The 17,669-nt window shown below is 68.6% G+C and carries 17 protein-coding genes; 10 read left to right on the top strand and 7 right to left on the bottom strand.

The features are described from left to right. Positions 1-5 precede the first annotated feature (5 nt). The 5 genes from NBG84_RS37300 to NBG84_RS37280 form a co-directional block, all read right to left on the bottom strand. Entirely contained in the window at positions 6-2,420 is a 2,415-nt protein-coding gene (locus tag NBG84_RS37300) for a hypothetical protein (RefSeq protein WP_250924155.1), read from the bottom strand. A 236-nt stretch (positions 2,421-2,656) separates the two neighbouring features. Then, positions 2,657-3,088, bottom strand: a complete 432-nt coding sequence (locus NBG84_RS37295) for a hypothetical protein (protein ID WP_250924154.1) — start codon at positions 3,086-3,088, stop codon at positions 2,657-2,659. 113 nt (positions 3,089-3,201) lie between these two features. Further along, on the bottom strand, positions 3,202-3,420 hold the full coding sequence (locus NBG84_RS37290; protein WP_250924153.1) for a hypothetical protein: 219 nt from the start codon (positions 3,418-3,420) through the stop codon (positions 3,202-3,204). Between the two features lie 217 nt (positions 3,421-3,637). Next, positions 3,638-4,426, bottom strand: coding sequence for a sulfite exporter TauE/SafE family protein (locus NBG84_RS37285; protein WP_250924152.1), 789 nt, complete (start codon positions 4,424-4,426; stop codon positions 3,638-3,640). A gap of 67 nt (positions 4,427-4,493) precedes the next feature. After that, positions 4,494-4,982 carry a DUF4430 domain-containing protein gene (locus tag NBG84_RS37280; protein ID WP_250924151.1) on the bottom strand — a complete coding sequence of 163 codons (489 nt, stop codon included), beginning with the start codon at positions 4,980-4,982 and terminating at the stop codon, positions 4,494-4,496. Between the two features lie 453 nt (positions 4,983-5,435). Here NBG84_RS37280 and NBG84_RS37275 point away from each other — a divergent pair, with 453 nt between their 5' ends. Both NBG84_RS37275 and NBG84_RS37270 read left to right on the top strand, forming a co-directional pair. Continuing rightward, positions 5,436-6,551, top strand: a complete 1,116-nt coding sequence (locus NBG84_RS37275) for a M20/M25/M40 family metallo-hydrolase (RefSeq protein WP_250924150.1) — start codon at positions 5,436-5,438, stop codon at positions 6,549-6,551. 471 nt (positions 6,552-7,022) lie between these two features. Beyond that, on the top strand, positions 7,023-7,901 hold the full coding sequence (locus NBG84_RS37270) for an oxidoreductase (RefSeq protein WP_250924149.1): 879 nt from the start codon (positions 7,023-7,025) through the stop codon (positions 7,899-7,901). Positions 7,902-8,245: 344 nt separating this feature from the next. Here the strand turns inward: NBG84_RS37270 and NBG84_RS37265 are convergent, their stop codons facing one another. Both NBG84_RS37265 and NBG84_RS37260 read right to left on the bottom strand, forming a co-directional pair. After that, positions 8,246-9,772 (bottom strand): DEAD/DEAH box helicase, encoded by a 1,527-nt coding sequence (locus tag NBG84_RS37265; RefSeq protein ID WP_250924148.1) that lies wholly within the window; start codon positions 9,770-9,772, stop codon positions 8,246-8,248. A gap of 258 nt (positions 9,773-10,030) precedes the next feature. Next, the gene (locus NBG84_RS37260; protein ID WP_018536328.1) at positions 10,031-10,234 is read right to left on the bottom strand and encodes a cold-shock protein; all 204 of its coding nucleotides are present in this window, start codon (positions 10,232-10,234) and stop codon (positions 10,031-10,033) included. A gap of 681 nt (positions 10,235-10,915) precedes the next feature. Between NBG84_RS37260 and NBG84_RS37255 the strand changes: the two genes are divergently transcribed. The 8 genes from NBG84_RS37255 to NBG84_RS41715 all read left to right on the top strand — a co-directional run bounded on the left by NBG84_RS37255 (position 10,916) and on the right by NBG84_RS41715 (position 17,666). Then, positions 10,916-11,971 (top strand): NADH-quinone oxidoreductase subunit B family protein, encoded by a 1,056-nt coding sequence (locus NBG84_RS37255; RefSeq protein ID WP_250924147.1) that lies wholly within the window; start codon positions 10,916-10,918, stop codon positions 11,969-11,971. A 55-nt stretch (positions 11,972-12,026) separates the two neighbouring features. Further along, positions 12,027-13,811, top strand: a complete 1,785-nt coding sequence (locus NBG84_RS37250; RefSeq protein ID WP_250924146.1) for a nickel-dependent hydrogenase large subunit — start codon at positions 12,027-12,029, stop codon at positions 13,809-13,811. Continuing rightward, complete coding sequence (locus NBG84_RS37245) at positions 13,808-14,287, top strand: thioredoxin (RefSeq protein ID WP_250924145.1); 480 nt, start codon at positions 13,808-13,810, stop codon at positions 14,285-14,287. The genes NBG84_RS37250 and NBG84_RS37245 overlap by 4 nt, the downstream gene beginning before the upstream one ends. 92 nt (positions 14,288-14,379) lie before the next feature. Next, positions 14,380-14,931, top strand: a complete 552-nt coding sequence (locus NBG84_RS37240) for a DUF5947 family protein (RefSeq protein WP_425608770.1) — start codon at positions 14,380-14,382, stop codon at positions 14,929-14,931. Then, a complete protein-coding gene (locus NBG84_RS37235) occupies positions 14,928-15,584 on the top strand; it encodes a DUF6084 family protein (RefSeq protein ID WP_250924144.1) in 657 nt (218 codons plus the stop codon). The genes NBG84_RS37240 and NBG84_RS37235 overlap by 4 nt, the downstream gene beginning before the upstream one ends. 92 nt (positions 15,585-15,676) lie before the next feature. Then, the gene (locus tag NBG84_RS37230) at positions 15,677-17,035 is read left to right on the top strand and encodes a hypothetical protein (protein WP_250924167.1); all 1,359 of its coding nucleotides are present in this window, start codon (positions 15,677-15,679) and stop codon (positions 17,033-17,035) included. Further along, a complete protein-coding gene (locus tag NBG84_RS37225) occupies positions 17,032-17,568 on the top strand; it encodes a hydrogenase maturation protease (protein ID WP_250924143.1) in 537 nt (178 codons plus the stop codon). The genes NBG84_RS37230 and NBG84_RS37225 overlap by 4 nt, the downstream gene beginning before the upstream one ends. Further along, complete coding sequence (locus NBG84_RS41715) at positions 17,562-17,666, top strand: DUF6893 family small protein (RefSeq protein WP_425608769.1); 105 nt, start codon at positions 17,562-17,564, stop codon at positions 17,664-17,666. The genes NBG84_RS37225 and NBG84_RS41715 overlap by 7 nt, the downstream gene beginning before the upstream one ends. Positions 17,667-17,669: the final 3 nt, after the last annotated feature.

The raw sequence follows: 17,669 nt of genomic DNA, 5'->3' as shown, positions 1-17,669 counted from the left end.
GCTGATCAGCCCATGGGTGCTGGTCCGGGTGGAGGATCGGGCAGATCGTGCTCCCGACGTACCTCGTTGGCGTCCACATATCGTCCGGCCTGGTCATAGATCCGGGCGAGGATCTCAGCCGCGGTGTGACACTGCTCGGCGTAGACCTGGGGCACCGTCGCGGCACAACGCTTGAAGACATCGAGTCCCTGTCGCCCGGCGGCGATGGCCCTTTCGTAGTGGCCCTCGTCGGCCTCATAGCCGGCGAGGTTCATCAGGGAGGTGGCCAACCGCGGTTCAAAGGCGGCGGGGTTGCCCTGGGCGAGGGGAAGGCGGAGTTCAACCGCACGGGCGCCAAGGGGTAGTGCCAGTCGTGAGCTGCCCGCCCGGGCGTGTGAGTCGGCGAGGACTGCGAGCGCCTCGCTGAGTTCGGGGCGCGCACCTGATGGGCCCTGGGCGACCATTTCGAGGAGCGCCACCGCCTCGCGGCCGACGGCGTGGGCTTCCGTGAACGCGCGCTCGGCGGTGAGAAGACCGCAGAGGAGCGTCAGGGTGCCCGCGAGATAGGGGTCGTAGCGCTTCGGACGGGCTGCCGCCAGCCCTCGGAACAGTTCGACCGACTCGGCCGCGGCCTCGGTGGCGTCGGGCCTGCCCACACCATGTCGAACACGGGCGGCATTGCGCAGGGCGTAGGCGAGTTCAGCGCTGCGCGAGGCGCCTGGCGCGGCGGAGCGCAGTACGGTCACGGCCTCCTCGGCCGAAGCTGTGGCGTCCTCCCATCGGCCGAGGGCGGCCTGGCATTCAGCGCAGGTGGCGAGCGCGCGACCCAGGTCATGGGTGTGCGCGGCGGCATTGCGGTCGGCCAACAGCCGCCAGGACGCCACCGCCGTCTGGCTCTCGCTCAGCGCCGTCTCCAGATCGCCGCTGCGGCTGCTGAATCGGGCGTTCCTGTCGTGCAGACGGGCCAGTTCGGCCCCGGTACTGGCCCGCCGGGAGTCATAGCCGACCAGCCGTCCCGCGAGCGCGGCAGCGCCCACGTCCAGGTCGACCCCGCCGTCCGTGGGCATCAGGGAGCGAATGAGGTCCAACAGCTCCTCGTGGTCCTTCTCGGTGGCCTGGTTGGCGAGCGAGGCGAGGACCGTACCGCCGCCGGCGATGGCGAGTTCGGGGTGGGCCCGCAGCAGGGGGTAGAGCTGCTGGTCCGCGACATGGCGCCAGCGGCGGGAGGTCTCGATGAGCGTGGTGAGCGCGGGGCGGGTCCACTTGGGTGGCTCTTCTCCGGGCTCCCGAGGTGCGAGCAGTTGCTGTACGTAGATCTCGGCGGCCGGGTACTTGGGGTAGTCCGCGCCGTGGCCGGGGATGGTGAGGGCGAGGAAGTCCTCACCGAGTCGGTCGGGGTAGAGCGGTTCCAGTACGGATTGCGCTCCGCGGGAGTCGCCCCGGCCCTGCGCCGCTCCCGCTCCTGACTCTGACTCTGACTCTGACTCTGACTCTGACTCTGACTGGGCGAACGGTGCCGGATAGCAGATGGCATGGGCGTCGATGAGTCCGGGAATCTTGTCCCGCGCCATATTGACCCGAGCCAACGCCTGTGCGCCCTCCTCGAAGGAGGAGAGCCCGCCGGTGAGGGTGGCGACGAAGACGGCGGTGTCCATGTCCCGGGTCGGGTTGGCGACCTTCCAGTGTTCACGCTCCCGCCCCAGCAGATACCGGGAGACCTCGATGGGGTCGCTGGGAGCCGTATCGCCGGAGAGCTCGGCGAGCACGGAAACCAGCGCGGCCATATGGATGGTGAGGACGAGGGAGTAGTCGCGGTTCTGCCAGTCGTGCCCCTTGGGGGCGGACCAGACACCGGTGCCGGTGAAGAGGCGCCGGGCCCCGGCGAGCAGTCGTGAGGAACCCGCGGAGGCAAGCCCGAGGACCTGGGCGAAGCGGGCACGGGCGACCTCGAACTCCTCGGGGCGCTTCTGGGGGTTGGGGGACAGCGACGTCAGTGGCACCGAGCCGCACTGGACACCCAGCTTGCTGAAGCGGGTCTGGACCTCCAGCCACCAGACCCCGGTCTCGCGCGCGAGCAGCAGAATGCGTACGGGTGCGCCCCGCACTCGACGAGCGAGATCCAGCAGGGTGCACAGCGCACCGGCGTTCCACCGATCCGCGTAGTCGACGACGATCAGTACCCCGCGCAGACCACGGGCGAAGAGGGCTGGCCGGCCATCGGCATCAGGGCCGCCGCTGAACCTGCCCAGGGGATCGCGCTGGTCCGGTGTGGGCGCCGCCCACACCCCCCAGTTCTCCTTCATCCGGTCGCGAGCGAACTGGTCGGCGAACCGTGTCTTGCCCTGGCCCCCGCCACCGTGCAGCACCCGGATGCGGACGCCGTCGCCCGCTGACCACCGGGCGAACTCACCCAGCTCGACCTGGCGTCCTCGAAAGTCCACAACGGCGCGATGGGCCCACAACAGCTGACTGGGCTGGACGCGGGCGCTGGCACGGGTGGGGAGTGCCGGCACGGCGGGCCACGCGGTGAGCTTGTACCGCGCACCACCCCCGAAATTGGCGTCGCGTCCGACGTAGAGGAAGACGGAGTTGTCGTGCGCGCTGAAGTGAGACGCGGAGCCGGCCGATGTCCCGCCAGCGGCAGCTACTCGGCTGTGGGTGGGTTCCGTCTCATGGTTCAGTCGCGTTCGTGGTAGTTGATGTCCTGGTTCGCGAGGAAAAAACGGCTGTTGTCCCGAGCGGTGTTGTTGTTGATGACGTTGGTGATCCCCAGGCGCTGCTGAGGCTCGGGCACCAGCGGGATCAGATCCTTCTGGACCAGCTCCAGCACCGCCTCCCGAGCATCGGGGTGATCCCGCAGAAGGGCCCTGAAGTGGCTCTGCCAATCCTCCTCAAGCTGTCCGCTGCGCACGGCGACGGCTCCTTCGTCCGAGCCGAGTTGATGAAGCCCCTCAGCGTCGTACTGAACGGCGTCGCCGATGCTGCGGGATCGGGGGGAGTTCACCCGATCCCAGGTGCGTACCACTGCGGCCCTGACGTCACTCCACGCCTCTCCGGCGATCGATGCCACAACGGCGGATGCAGCGGCGAGTACAAGCGGGTCCATCATGCCCCCCAGAGATGATGACGTTGTGGCCGAACTCTTACCCCCGCCGAGGCCTTGAAACCTACCCGTCTGACGATTGGTAGCCGTGGGGTTGATGGGCTCTTCGGGGCTGGAGGTCAGGAGGTTGGGGGTTGCCAGACGCGGTGGCACGCACGGCATTCGAGCATCCCGTGGAGCCTGCCGGGAAGCTCGACGGTGGTGGTTCGACGGCCACCGCATTCGGGGCAGTTGCGGCCGGGCCGTCCACGAAGGGGCCGCCAGGATTGCAACTTGACCAGCAGGACGGTGATGGCCACGAGGATCAGTACCGCTAGGGCTATGACAACGATGGACATGACACCTCAGCCATAAGGGGGGACGGACGGCAGGGGAAACTGCGCCATGCGTATCTTTGCAGACCACGCCACATTCACCAGGGTGGCAACCAGCACCAGCGGATGGGGTGTGCTGAGAAGCCCGACGCCCCGCAGTGGACTGAATCCGGTTCGCTGCGGTCCTCGACGCGGCAGAACCCGCGCGGACCGTCCGACCGACCCCATCGCGGTCACGGCGTCATCCGGCGGCGCCCTGCACGGCGTACAGTGCGCCCAGCGCCATCGCCAGGGTGCCCAGCAGGAGCCGGAGTACCCGCTCCGGCAGCCTCGGCTGAAGATGCGCCCCGAGCACTCCCCCGCACAGTCCACCCAGGCCGCAGACCAACCCCAGGAACCAGTCGGGGGCGATGTTGTGGCCCGGTGCGACGAGGGCGAGCACGGCGTAGGTGGTGGCGCCCACGATGGAGGTGACAAACGTGCAAGCCAGAGCGGCGGGGGCGACCCGTGCCATCGCCATACCCCGGCCCGCCAGGATGGGGCCCAGCAGGGAACCACCCCCGATGCCGTAGATCCCACCTACGGTACCCACGGTGAGGGCCAGCAGCACGGTGGACCGGGGGCCTGGATCGGGCCTGATCGCGCCGGTCGCGGGACGCAGGGTGCGAATCCAGAGCCAGAGGCCAAGTGGCAGGAGGAGCAGGGCGACGAGCACGCGGAAGACCCGGGGGCCGGGGATGGCGAAGACCCGGATCACCGCGCCCAGGACGACACCGGGTACGGCGCCGGCGACCAGTAGCCGGGTGAGCCTGCCGCCCAGGTCTCCTCTGCGCCGGTAGCGCAGCAGGGCGCCTGGGCCGGCGACCACGTTGAACAGCAGGTTCGTTGGTGTCACCGAAGGGCTCGGCACCTGAAGCACGCTCAGTTGCACGGGCAAAAGGAACACCGCCCCGGAGACACCGACCGGAGCGGTCACGACCGAGATCAGCAGCCCGGCCGTGAACGCGAGCAGCCCGGCCGACCAGTCCACCGATTCCCTCCCCGATCCCCGGGACCGCTACTCGGCAGAATGGTCGCCGACCGGCCCGGAGAAGAGACTAGAAGGTGGTCCAGGTGAAGGCGACCTGGTCCCCCGTCTTGATCCGGAACTGGCAGCCGCCCACCGGGGTGGACACGCCGTTCACCGATATGTTCCAGTAGGCGGACGCCCCACCGCTGACGCCCTTGATGCTGTCCACCGAGAAGTCGTCGAAGGACGAGTACCAGGTGCCGTCCCAGGTGAAGTTCCGCTTTCTGGCGGCGTCATCGAGGGCCGCGGTAGGGGTGGGCACGGCGGTCGGATAATGGCCGCCGTTGGTTCCGTCACAGGCGTGGGTACCACCGGTCGCGGTGGTGACATCGTGCCCCTTGGTTATGACAAGGCCCTTGAACAGCCGCCCCTCGGGTCCCTGGACCGTCAGCTTCACGAGGACGGGAGAGTTGGTGTGGGTCGTGACGGGTGTGGCTTGGGCGGTCGGTGCGACGGTGAGGGTGAGGCCGAGAACGGCGGTTGCGGTCGCAGCACGGAGAGCGAGAGCCTGGCGCACGATAGGTGCCTTTCCAAGGTGGGGTCGACAACGCGACCCCAACGACCCAGCTCCGGCAGCCGCCCGCTCCTGGATGGACGGACATCGCCGGTGCACCCGGAATCGGGGCTTCGCGCCGCAGACCATGGCGGTGGGAAGCAGTGCACACACACGCTGGGCGCTCCGGCTTGCGACACCCCAGGTGCCGCTCACGGTTGCAGGTCAGCGCCGGACTTCCACCGGCTTTCCCCAGTCGTGCACGCATTCAGTTGTGGCTCCGGTGTGAAGCCGGAGCAGAGGCATCGTAGCTCCCCGGTGGAGAACTTCGCGATGATTCCCAGCAATTGCCTTGTGTCGTGCAGGTTTTGGAGAGGCTGTGGCCCAGCGTCTCGAATGTCGGCGTCCGCCGCCGACAGCGTGGAAGGACCTACCGTCCAGGTGCAACCAAGCACCGGACAGCGCAGAGAGGGCCCTATGAACCTGACCCAGATGTTGGCAGACCTCGAAGAACTCGTCCGGTGCGAGTCGTTCTCGGCCGATCATCAAGCCGTTGCGCGGAGCGCCGCCGCGGTCGCGGCCCAAGGCAGCAGGCTGCTGGACGCCGTACCGGAGACTCTGGTCGTCGACGACGTCACCCATCTGCGGTGGAGCTTCGGAACCCCCCGCGTGTTACTGCTCGGCCATCACGACACGGTGTGGCCGATCGGCACCCTGGCCACGCACCCTTGGTCGATCGAGAACGGGATCGCGCGCGGACCGGGCGTCTTCGATATGAAGGGCGGGCTGGTCCAGATGTTCCATGCCCTGGCGAGCCTGCCTTCGCTCGACGGTATCGCCGTGCTGGTCACCGGGGACGAGGAGGTCGGCTCACCCACCTCGCGGGAGCTGATCTTGGAGTCGGTAGGAGGGTGTGCGGCCGCATTCGTCCTGGAGGCCTCAGCCGACGGCGGTGCGCTGAAGGTGGCCCGCAAGGGGGTGTCCCGATATGAGATCGCCGTAACGGGCAAGGCGGCCCACTCCGGCCTCAACCCGGAGAAGGGTGTCAACGCGGCCGTGGAGGCGGCCCATCAGATCCTCGCCATCAGTGCGTTGGGGGCACAGGTGAACGAAGGCCGGTCCGCTCCGTTCGGTCCCGAAGCCACCACCATCACCCCGACCCTCGTCTCGGCGGGAAGCTCCCGCAACACCGTGCCCGCCCACGCGAGTATCTGTGTGGACGTTCGGGCAGCCAGCGCGGCGGCCCAACGACAGGTCGACGCGTTGCTCCGTGGGCTCCCTGTGCGCACACCGGGTGCCCGGCTCACCATCGCTGGCGGAGCCAGCCGGCCACCGCTGGAGCGGCACTCATCGGCAGAGCTGTTCACACTGGCCCAGAAGGTCGCGGCCCGCCTCGGCATGGCGCCCCTGCGGGAGGCCGCGGTCGGGGGCGCGTCCGACGGCAATCTCACCGCGGGTGCCGGCTGCCCGACATTGGACGGCCTAGGGGCTGTCGGAGGTGGAGCGCACGCGGACGACGAGCACCTGGTGATCGATGAGCTGCCGGTTCGGGCAACCCTCCTCGCCGAGTTGATCGCCGCAGCGCGCGGCTGAGCGCCGCCGGTCCATCGTCGTACGGCGCGGAGAGTGGCGTGGAGAACCGACCTCTGCCGTCTCCGGGGACGGCAGAGAGTCCTGGCGACTGCCCTGGCAACTGGTGCGCTGGGCTCTGCGCCCGATCTCTGGAGTGGCGACACCGCAGCCGACCCACCCCGGCAACGCCAGCCGTGCCACCGACCGACCCCTGCGACACAAGCCGTGCCACCGACCGACCCCGGCGAGCTGCCCCGGAAGGCCAGGTCCCCGCCGTCCCACCAGTGACTACCGCCCGGCGTCGACATCGCCACCGGGCGGTAGTCGCACAACGGCGTAGCCCGGACACCCGTGCGCCCTCCGGGGGACCACCGCCCCGCACCCCGCCCGCCGAGGCCCACTCCCCCCGCGCTTCGCCCCTGTTTGCAGACCTCTGCCGGCTACCGCAGGCTGAGAAGGGGCAGAGTTATCGAGGCGAAAGGCCGTATCGAAATGACTGATGTCTTCCAAAAGGTCGCCCTGGTCACCGGCGCCTCATCCGGCATCGGCGAAGCCACCACACGCAGATTGCAGGAGCTCGGCTTTTCGGTGTACGCCCTGGCCCGAAGGGTCGAACGCATGGAGCCCCTCGCCAGACGAGGCATCCATGTCCTCGGCGTTGACGTCACCGACGAGGCATCCGTACAGCAGGCGATCGGCAAGGTCATCGCCGATGCGGGACGGATCGACGTGCTCGTCAACAACGCCGGATACGGCTCCTACGGCGCGGTGGAGGAAGTACCCCTTGAGGAGGGCCGCCGCCAGTTCGAGGTGAATGTCTTCGGGCTCGCCCGCCTCACTCAGCTCACACTGCCCCATATGCGCCGCCAGGGTGCGGGACGGATCATCAATGTCACCTCGATGGGCGGCAAGATCTACACCCCGTTCGGGGCGTGGTACCACGGCACCAAGTTCGCGGTGGAGGGCTTCAGCGACGCGCTGCGCACGGAGGTGAAGCCCTTCGGCATCGATGTCGTCATCATCGAACCGGGTGGCATCAGCACCGAATGGGGCGGCATCGCGGCCGACAGCCTTCGCAGGGTCTCCGGCAGCGGCCCTTATGCCGCCCGCGCCAACGCGCTCGCCGACACCTTCACCTCCAGGGCCACGGCCAAGCGCCTGTCCCCACCCTCAGTGATCGCTGATGTCATCGCCAAGGCCGCCACCGCACAGCGGCCCAAGATCCGCTATGCCGCGGGGGCCGGCGCCAAGCCGATGCTCTTCCTACGCCGTCTCCTGCCGGACCGGGCCTTCGACGCCCTCGCCCAGCGCGCCGCTGCGCCCGGACACCAGCGAACGGCCGGTGTGGAGTACGCCGAGGGCCCCGCCTGACCCGGTCGACACCGCAACGGCCCTCTCTCGCGGCCAAAGGACCGGTCGGGGCGGTGTTCGCAGGTCTGCGCGGTACGAGCGTCCGACGCCACGGCCCGCGTCATGGGCCGACGCAACGCCAACACGCCGGGCGCTCGATGCACACACCGACATAGCGAAGAGCGGCCACCAACGAGGTGACCGCTCTTCCCTACGTTCCACTGCCGTCAAGCCGCTTGCCCCGAGGCTTGCGCCTGCGAATTCAGGGGCCGCTGTGCCCACCTGCGGCAAGCAGTGCCCGCCGTGTTCCTTGCTGGCAGGAAAACAGCGCGCGGACCCGGTGTGCGCACTACTCCCCTGCCGGCCTAGGCGCTACGGCGCACCCGCGCCGCCTTACGGGCCTCGGCCGTCCGACGGGACTCGGCGGACCTACGGGTCGCACCACCCGAGCGAGCAGTCGGCTGACCCGGACGCGTACCGCGGCCCCGGAAGGGGGCGCTGCCGGTCTTGGGGCGCTGAGCGGCCGGCGTGCCCTTGTTGATGGGGACACCGGACGGGGCCTGCGCCGCGGTGATACGGGTGAGCTCCGCCTCGCCCGAGCGCACCTGGGCGGTGTGGGGTGAGATGTCGGCGTCGGCCATCAGCCGGGTCATCTCGCGACGCTGGTCGGGTGTGACCAGGGTGACCACACGGCCGGACTCGCCGGCCCGCGCAGTGCGCCCGCCACGGTGCAGATAGTCCTTGTGGTCCGCGGGAGGGTCGACATTGACCACCAGGTCAAGATCGTCCACATGGATACCGCGAGCCGCGACGTTGGTCGCCACCAGCACCGTGACCTCACCGGCCTTGAACTGGGCCAGGGTGCGGGTGCGCTGCGGCTGGGACCTGCCGCCGTGCAGCGCCGCTGCGTGTACGCCGACGCTCAGCAGGTGCTTGGTGAACTTGTCCACCGAACGCTTGGTGTCGAGGAACATGATCACTCGGCCGTCACGGGCCGCGATCTCGGTCGCGACGGTGTGCTTGTCCGCCGCGTGCACATGGAGCAGATGGTGCTCCATCGTGGTCACCGCTCCGACGGAGGGGTCGACCGAGTGGACCACCGGGTCATGGAGGTAGCGACGGACCAGGGCGTCGATGCTGCGGTCCAGAGTGGCGGAGAAGAACATGCGCTGTCCGTCGGGGCCGACCTGGTCGAGCAGCCGGGTGACCTGGGGCATAAAGCCCATGTCGGCCATCTGGTCGGCTTCGTCCAGGACGGTGATGCGCACCCGGTCAAGCCGGCAGTCGCCCCGCTCGATCAGATCGTTCAGCCGACCTGGGGTGGCAACCACCACCTCGACTCCGGCGCGGAGGGCGGCGGCCTGCTTACCGATCGACAAGCCGCCGACAAGGGTGGTCATCCGCAGTTCGAGTGAGCGGGCGTACGGGGTGAGCGCGTCGGTGACCTGCTGGGCGAGTTCACGCGTGGGAACGAGGACCATGGCCAGCGGCTGCCGGGCGGTGGCGCTCCGTCCGACGGTACGAGCGAGCAGCGCCAGCCCGAAAGCGAGGGTCTTGCCCGAGCCGGTGCGCCCGCGGCCCAGCACGTCCCGGCCAGCGAGAGCGTTGGGCAGGGTGGCGGCCTGGATGGGGAAGGGCTCGGTCACACCCAGGGTCGTGAGCGTCTTCAGCAGCGGACCCGGAAGGTCGAGTGCGTCGAAGGCCGCAACCGCGGGGAGCGCGGGGGTGATGGTGGTGGGGAGCTGGAAGTCCTGCTTCGGCGCGGGACGCGGACGGGAGCGGTTGGCGGAGCCACCCTGGCCTTGCGAGCGGGGGTTGCCGCCCCGGTTGGAGCTCGCGGCGTCACGCGTGCGAGAAGGTGAGGAGCGATTCGATCGATATGGGCGCTGCATGGAGACCTTTCCCCGATATGGCGCGTATCGAGGAATCCCCGGTGCAAAGAAACCGAATGGATCGCAGAGACGAGCCGCTATTGCTGAAGACATTGGCCGTGCTGGTGCCGAGGAGTCGCCACCGGGCAGCGGAATGTCAGGAACTCATGGAGTGCGCGTGCCTCGAAGCCCCGGCCCCGCACTGGACACACCCATGAACGGCAACGAACCGGGGCCCGCACCTCGGGTGCGGGCCCCAGCCGTCATACGCTGTAAAGCTTAGGCGGGAACGATGTTCTCCGCCTGCGGGCCCTTCTGGCCCTGGGTGACGTCGAAGTTCACCTTCTGGCCTTCCTGAAGCTCACGGAAGCCCTGGGTGGCGATGTTCGAGTAGTGGGCGAAGACGTCGGGGCCGCCACCCTCCTGCTCGATGAATCCGAAACCCTTTTCCGCGTTGAACCACTTCACGGTGCCAGTAGCCATAACAAAATCTCCTTGGGGCATGCTCGGGATTCCACACTGTGCGGAACCCGGCGTCGCCGCAATGATTGCCCCGTCCGGAGAGCACCGGAATTATAAAAGTGCCTCGACGGATATGTAACCGCCGATGCACTCGAAATACATGGGAACCACAACTGCAACTTAAGAAGACTAGCACGCCTGGCGATTCCCGCCAGATGCACACCTCGGAGCGGCCGACCGGCAGGCTGGATCCGGGCCGCGGCACCCGCCCGGCCGGCCAGCGAGGCGCTCGCCCACCCGCGCCCTCACCGGGTTCCGCGCCCGCGGGAGTCGTTTCCGGAGCCGCAGGCCCGCCGAACGCCCGGATCGACCCAGCCCGCCCGCCGGCCGCAACTCCACCGGCCCAGCCTCCCGCCGGGTTCCGTGAACCCCGAGCCCGCCTCTCGCAGCGCACCCGCGAAACCACGGAACGGAGCGGTTCGGGCCGAGGGGCGGGGCACCGGCCCGCACCGACGGGAGGCGACCCGCACGGCCACGGGGCGGGCGGGCCGGACGGCGGTTGACGGCTGGACCGTCCGCCGGTCGAGGTGCGGCTTTCCGGGCGACCGCATCGGCTCCACCGACCGGCATCACGCATCACCAGATGCTATGACCTTAGTGAGCATTCTCGGATGATTTGTCCCTTTTTAGGGAGGAAGCCTCATGAGCGGGACAGCCACCAGCGCCACCGAGACCGATGTGGTGCACATCCTCTGGATCAACGCGGGCCTCAGCTGCGACGGCGACTCGGTCGCCCTGACCGCCGCCATGCAGCCGAGCATCGAGGAGATCGTGACCGGAGCGCTGCCGGGCCTACCGAAGGTCGCCGTGCACTGGCCGCTGATCGACTACGAGTGCGGCCCGGTCCAGGGAGCGGACAACTTCATCGAGTGGTTCTTCAAGGCGGAACGCGGCGAGATCGAACCGTTCGTCCTGGTCGTCGAGGGCTCGATCCCCAATGAGCAGATCAAGAACGAGGGTTACTGGTGCGGATTCGGCGACGACCCTGAGACCGGCCAGCCCATCACCACCAGTGAGTGGCTCGATCGACTCGCGCCCAAGGCGACCGCCGTCGTCGCGATCGGCACCTGCGCCACCTACGGCGGCATCCACGCCATGGCCGGCAACCCCACCGGAGCAATGGGCGTCCCCGACTACCTCGGCTGGGACTGGAAGTCCAAGGCCGGCCTGCCGATCGTGTGCGTACCGGGGTGTCCGATCCAACCGGACAACTTCGCGGAGACGCTCACCTATCTGCTGTACCAGCTAGCCGGCTCCGCGCCGATGATCCCGCTCGACGAGCAGCTGCGCCCCACCTGGCTGTTCGGGGCCACGGTCCATGAGGGCTGCGACCGCGGCGGCTACTACGAGCAGGGCCAGTTCGCCTCCGAGTACGGCACCCCGGAATGCCTGGTGCGCCTCGGCTGCTGGGGCCCGGTGGTCAAGTGCAATGTCACCAAACGCGGCTGGATCAACGGTGTCGGGGGCTGTCCCAATGTCGGGGGCATCTGCATCGGCTGCACCATGCCGGGCTTCCCGGACAAGTTCATGCCCTTCATGGACGCCCCGCCCGGATCACATGTCTCCAGCAACGCCAGCTCCGCCTACGGCGCGGTGATCCGGCGGCTGCGCACGATCACCTCGAAGACCCTCGACAAGGAACCCAAGTGGCGCAGGACCGGTCGCCAACTGACGACCGGATACCGCACACCCCAGTAGGCGCACGACCTCGCCGACGATCACCTACCGCTCCCAGAAGGGCATAAGAGACACCATGGCACCAAAGACCAAAGTGGCTGGCGATGGCAGCGGCCTGGTGGAGATGGCCTGGGACCCGATCACCCGGATCGTGGGAAGCCTGGGGATCCACACAAAGATCGACTTCAAGCAGAAGAAGGTCGCGGAGTGCTACAGCACGTCGTCGGTGTTCCGCGGCTACAGCGTCTTCATGCGCGGCAAGGACCCGCGGGACGCCCACTTCATCACCAGCCGGATCTGCGGTATCTGCGGTGACAACCACGCCACCTGTTCGGTCTACGCCCAGAACATGGCGTACGGGGTGAAGCCACCACACCTCGCCGAGTGGATCATCAATCTCGGCGAGGCGGCCGAGTACATGTTCGATCACAACATCTTCCAGGAGAACCTGGTCGGGGTCGACTACTGCGAGCGGATGGTTCGCGAGACCAATCCCGGCGTGCTGGAGATGGCCGAGCGCACCGAGGCTCCGCACGCGGGCGACCACGGGTATCGGACGATCGCCGACATCATGCGCTCCCTCAACCCCATCGAGGGCGAGTTCTACCGTGAGGCGCTCCAGGTCAGCCGGTACACCCGGGAGATGTTCTGTCTGATGGAGGGGCGCCACGTCCACCCGTCGACGCTCTACCCCGGGGGTGTCGGCACGGTGGCCACCGTGCAGTTGTTCACCGACTACCTCACCCGGCTGATGCGCTATGTGGAGTTCATGAAGAAGGTCGTACCGCTCCACGACGACCTCTTCGACTTCTTCTACCAGGCCCTGCCCGGCTATGAGGAGGTCGGTCGGCGCCGGGTGCTGCTGGGGTGTTGGGGCAGCCTCAACGACCCGGACCACTGCGACTTCACCTACCGCAACATGACGGACTGGGGTCGCAGGATGTTCGTCACCCCGGGCGTCGTGGTCGACGGCAAGCTGGTCACCAACGACCTCACCGAGATCAATCTCGGTATCCGCATCCTGCTCGGCAGCTCCTACTACGAGGACTGGGAGGGCAAGGACCTCTTCGTCACCCATGACCCGCTGGGCAACCCGGTCGATCCGCGGCACCCGTGGAACCAACACACCATCCCCTCCCCGCAGAAGCGGAACTTCGACGAGAAGTACAGCTGGGTGATGTCTCCCCGCTGGTTCGACGGCAAGGAGCATCTGGCGCTGGACACCGGCGGGGGCCCCATCGCCCGGCTCTGGTCCACCGCGCTCTCCGGGCTGGTCGACATCGGCTACATCAAGGCCACCGGGCACAGTGTGCAGATCAACCTCCCCCGCTCGATGACCAAGCCGGAGACCACCTTCGAGTGGAAGATCCCGCAGTGGAGCAACGCCATCGAGCGCAATCGCGCCCGTACCTACTTCCAGGCCTACGCCGCCGCGGCGGCGCTCCACTTCGCGGAGAAGGCCCTCGCGGAGGTGCATGCCGGACGCACCCAGACATGGGAGAAGTTCGAGGTGCCCGACGAGTCCATCGGCTGCGGTTTCACCGAGGCGGTGCGCGGGGTGCTCTCCCACCACATGGTGATCCGCGAGGGCAAGATCGCCAACTACCACCCGTACCCGCCCACCCCCTGGAACGCCAGCGTCCGTGACAGTTTCGGCACTCCGGGGCCGTATGAGGACGCGGTGCAGAACACTCCGATCTTCGAGGAGAACCCGCCGGAGAACTTCAAGGGCATCGACATCATGCGTGCCGTCCGCAGCTTTGACCCGTGTCTGCCGTGCGGTGTCCATATGTACGTGGGCGGTGGCCGGACCCTCCAGCAGATGCATGTACCCACCGGGCTGAGCGGGCTGAGCGGATGACCGCGGAGCAGACGGGCGTCCGGGTGCAGGAGGCGTTGGACCGGCTGGCCGGCAGCGGAGCGCGGGAAGCGGGTGAGGCCCTGGTCCGCGAGTTGATGGCGTTCTACGACGAGGGCCTGTCCGGGATGGTCGACGCACTGCCGCCGTCGGCACTGGCGCGGGTCCTCGACCATCCCGCGGCGGCGGGACTCCTGGTTCTGCACGACCTCCACCCCGAGGAGGTCGGAGCCCGGATCGATCGGGCTCTGACAGCGCTCGGCCAGGCCGATATCGGGTTCATCGGCTTTGACCCGGACAGCGGCACGCTCACCCTGCGACGGGCCAAGGCGTCGGGCTGTGGTTGCGGAAGCGGCGAGCAGGACATCGAGGACACCATCGCCGCTCATGCGCCGGAGGTGGCGACGATCGTCTGGCAGCCGGTACCGGCACTCCTCCAGATCGGCAGCCGCCCGCCGACCTCGGCGCGGCTGCGGTGAGCGAGCGTCAGATCCCGGGGAGCGGGACCAGGCTGCTGCGCAGAATGCGGGAGCCCGCACCACCGCAACCGGAACGCTGCACCTTCTGCGGTGTGACTCTCCCTCCTGGCCACCGCCATCTCGCCGACACCTCCGAGCGGGCCCTGGTCTGCTCCTGTACGGCCTGCGCACTGCTGTTCCAGCGCCCGGGCGCCGGGGACGGCCGCTATCGGGCCGTACCGCACCGCTATCTCGTCGACCCCGGCCAGGAGCTGGGCGAGGCGGCCTGGGCCACCCTGCGGATCCCGGTCAGCACGGCCTTTGTGTTGCGTAACTCAGCTTTGGGCCAGGCGGTGTTGTGCTATCCCGGCCCCGCCGGTGCCACCGAGAGTGAGCTGGAGGAGCCCCTCTGGCGGTCGGTGTTCCAGGACAACCGACTGGCGGCAACGCTGGAGGCCGATGTGGAGGCCCTGCTGATGCACCGCGCACAGGGCAGCATCCGGTGTTTCCTGGTGCCGATCGACATCTGCTACGAGTTGGTCGGCCGCATGCGGCTGCACTGGCGGGGTTTTGACGGCGGAGCCGAGGCGCACGCCGAACTCGACGCCTTCTTCGCAACGGTGACCGACCGGGCCAGGGTCCTGTCGAAGGAGGCGGCGGTATGACCGAGCTCCAGTTCTCCTGTACCGAGGTACGGGCCGACCCGCACGCCGCCGGACCGACGCTGGTCTTCCGGCTGCGGATCACCGCCGATCCCGACACCCGGGTGCACGCGCTGGCACTGCGGTGCCAACTGCGCATCCACCCCGCGCGCCGGAGCTACACCGAGGGCGAGGGCGAGCGGTTGACCGATCTCTTCGGCGACCGGTCCCGCTGGGGCAGCACCCTCAATCCGATCGAGTTCGCGCAGGTCGCCGTGATGGTGCCGGGTTTCCAGGGGGAGACCGATGTCGATGTCGTGGTGCCGTGCACCTATGACCTGGACATCGCGTCGGCCCGCTACTTCCGTGCCCTCGACGAGGGAGACATCCCGCTGCTGCTGCTCTTCTCGGGCACGGCGTTCAGTGGGCCCGGTGGGTTCCAGGTCACCCCGGTGCCCTGGGATCGCGAGACCGCCGTACGCCTGCCGGTGCGGGTGTGGCGGGAAATGATCGAGCAGCACTTTCCCGGGTGCGGCTGGCTTCGGCTTCCGGGCGATGTGATCGACGGTCTGCTGGCGTTCCGCACCCGGCGTGCGCTGCCATCGTGGGAGGCGACCGTACGCACCCTGCTCAGCGCCGCGGAACCCGCGGTGGAGCTCCGGGAAGGTGTCCGGTGACCGATGTGACCAGGGAACAGACCGAGCCCTCGCCGCCCTCGGCTTCTCCTGCTTCTCCTGCTTCTCCTGCCTGCCAGGCGTTCCCGGCTGAGTTGGATGCGCGGCTGGAGGCGGTCCGGCAGATCGCCGACGCGGTGCTGTTCGAGGGATACGTCCTCTACCCCTATCGGGCGTCGGCGGCCAAGAACCAACTGCGGTGGCAGTTCGGCGTACTGGTCCCACCGGCCTACGGCAAGGACAGCGCCGAGCACGCGTACCAGCGGACCGAATGCCTGATGGAACCCAAGCGGGGCGCCAGGCTCGCGGTTGAGCTGCGATTCCTCCGGGCGCAGCGCAAGACCGTCCAGGAGGTGGCGGAGGACGGCAGCTATGAGACGGTCCCGCGGCTGGAGCTGAGGGATCGGGTGGTGGTGCCCTGGGATGAGGGGGTCGAGGAACGGGTCAGGGTCCTGGTCCCGGTCACCGATCTGCTGGGTGGCACCAGCCGGGCGTTTCGGCTGCCCGCGCGGCAGGATCAGGAGGGGCTCGATGAGTCGGGGGTTCGGGTGGGCCGGCTGCTGCGGGCCCGCGAGGAGCTCTCGGGTGTGATCCGGCTGAGTGCGCGGCACATCCCCGGGCCCTACAGCGCGCTGCGGCTGACCGCTGTGGTGGAGAACACCAGCGCCTGGCAAGGGATGGGGGAAGCGCGCCGGGATGCGGCGCTGCCCCACTCACTGGTCTCGGCCCATCTGCTGCTCGCCCTCGACCGCGGCTCCTTCCTCTCGGTGACCGACCCACCGCGCTGGGCCGAGGGGGCGGTCGCGGAATGCCGCAATGAACACACCTGGCCGGTGCTGGCCGGTGCGTCGGGTCGGGACGATGTGGTGCTGTCCTCTCCGATCATCTTGGAGGACCATCCGCACATCGCCCCGGAGAGCCCGGGTGCCCTGTATGACGCCACCGAGATCGACGAGATCCTCGCCCTGCGCACGGCGGCCCTCACGGACCAGGAGAAGCGCGAGGCCCGCGGCACCGATGACCGGGCCGGGGCGGTGATCGACCTGGCTGACTCCATGCCCCCCGAGGTGTTGGAACGGCTCCATGGGGCCGTACGGGCCTTGCGGGACATCTCCGCACCGTCCGGGGGTGGTTGTGACGCACCACCACAGCCCTGGTGGGATCCGGGCGGGGATACGGATGTGGACCCGGCACGGGATCGGGTACTCATCGACGGGCATCAGATCGGCGCGGGCAGCCGGGTGCTCCTGGGACCCGGGCGACGGCGCACCGACGCCCAGGACCTCTTTCTCGCGGGGCGCGCCGCGCTGGTCGAGGCGGTGCTGCACGACGTCGATGGATCGGTGCATCTGGCGGTCACCGTGGAGGATGATCCCGGTGCGGACCTCTGGCGGCTGCAGGGCAGGTTCCGGTACTTCCAGCCCGATGAAGTGACTCCGCTGGGGGAGGCATGACCGAGCGCCGGGTACTGGTGGCGGGGGTGGGCAATGTCTTCCTCGGCGACGACGGGTTCGGGGTGGAGACCGTTCAGCGGCTCATCGGTCAGGGGCTGCCGGTGGGGGTCGATGCCGTCGATTTCGGGGTGCGCGGTGTCCATCTGGCGTATCAGCTCCTGGATGGATACCGGACGCTGGTGCTCGTGGACGCCACCTCGCGGGGTGGCGCGCCGGGCACGGTCTACTTGATCGAGGCGGAGGCCGGACCCGTGGAGTCGGTCGGTTCGCTGGCGTTGGACGGCCATCGGATGGGTCCCGACGCCGTGTTGGCGCTGCTGGCCACCTTGAGCGCGGGCACGGATGGCGTACCGCCCGAACGGGTGCTGGTGGTGGGGTGCGAACCGGCGTCGTTGGAGGAGGGGATGGGGTTGAGCGCTCCGGTGGCCGGCGCGGTCCAGGAGGCGGTAGCGCTGATCCGACGGGTGATCGAAGAGGAGTCCACGAGGGGCGCGGGGGTTCAGCAGTCCACCAGAGAGGAGTCATCATGCTGAAGACCGTGTTCGCCACGGCCCTGGGAGCCGTTGTCGGGGCGATCGTCTGGCAGACCCTGCCCGACCTCAAGCGGTATCTGCGTATCTCGCGCATGTAGCGC

Source organism: Streptomyces albipurpureus (assembly GCF_023701525.1).
In the GTDB taxonomy this organism is placed as follows: Bacteria; Actinomycetota; Actinomycetes; order Streptomycetales; family Streptomycetaceae; genus Streptomyces; species Streptomyces albipurpureus.
The sequence above is the reverse complement of the archived record's forward strand: the minus strand, read 5'-3'. Positions and strand labels throughout refer to the sequence as shown.

Coding starts and splice junctions, on each gene's coding strand:
- NBG84_RS37235 (WP_250924144.1), top strand. CDS start 14,928: ATGACCGAGCTCCAGTTCTCCTGTACCGAGGTACGGGCCGACCCGCAC.
- NBG84_RS37255 (WP_250924147.1), top strand. CDS start 10,916: ATGAGCGGGACAGCCACCAGCGCCACCGAGACCGATGTGGTGCACATC.
- NBG84_RS37250 (WP_250924146.1), top strand. CDS start 12,027: ATGGCACCAAAGACCAAAGTGGCTGGCGATGGCAGCGGCCTGGTGGAG.
- NBG84_RS37295 (WP_250924154.1), bottom strand. CDS start 3,088: ATGATGGACCCGCTTGTACTCGCCGCTGCATCCGCCGTTGTGGCATCG.
- NBG84_RS37290 (WP_250924153.1), bottom strand. CDS start 3,420: ATGTCCATCGTTGTCATAGCCCTAGCGGTACTGATCCTCGTGGCCATC.
- NBG84_RS37275 (WP_250924150.1), top strand. CDS start 5,436: ATGAACCTGACCCAGATGTTGGCAGACCTCGAAGAACTCGTCCGGTGC.
- NBG84_RS37225 (WP_250924143.1), top strand. CDS start 17,032: ATGACCGAGCGCCGGGTACTGGTGGCGGGGGTGGGCAATGTCTTCCTC.
- NBG84_RS37245 (WP_250924145.1), top strand. CDS start 13,808: ATGACCGCGGAGCAGACGGGCGTCCGGGTGCAGGAGGCGTTGGACCGG.
- NBG84_RS41715 (WP_425608769.1), top strand. CDS start 17,562: ATGCTGAAGACCGTGTTCGCCACGGCCCTGGGAGCCGTTGTCGGGGCG.
- NBG84_RS37270 (WP_250924149.1), top strand. CDS start 7,023: ATGACTGATGTCTTCCAAAAGGTCGCCCTGGTCACCGGCGCCTCATCC.
- NBG84_RS37265 (WP_250924148.1), bottom strand. CDS start 9,772: ATGCAGCGCCCATATCGATCGAATCGCTCCTCACCTTCTCGCACGCGT.
- NBG84_RS37260 (WP_018536328.1), bottom strand. CDS start 10,234: ATGGCTACTGGCACCGTGAAGTGGTTCAACGCGGAAAAGGGTTTCGGA.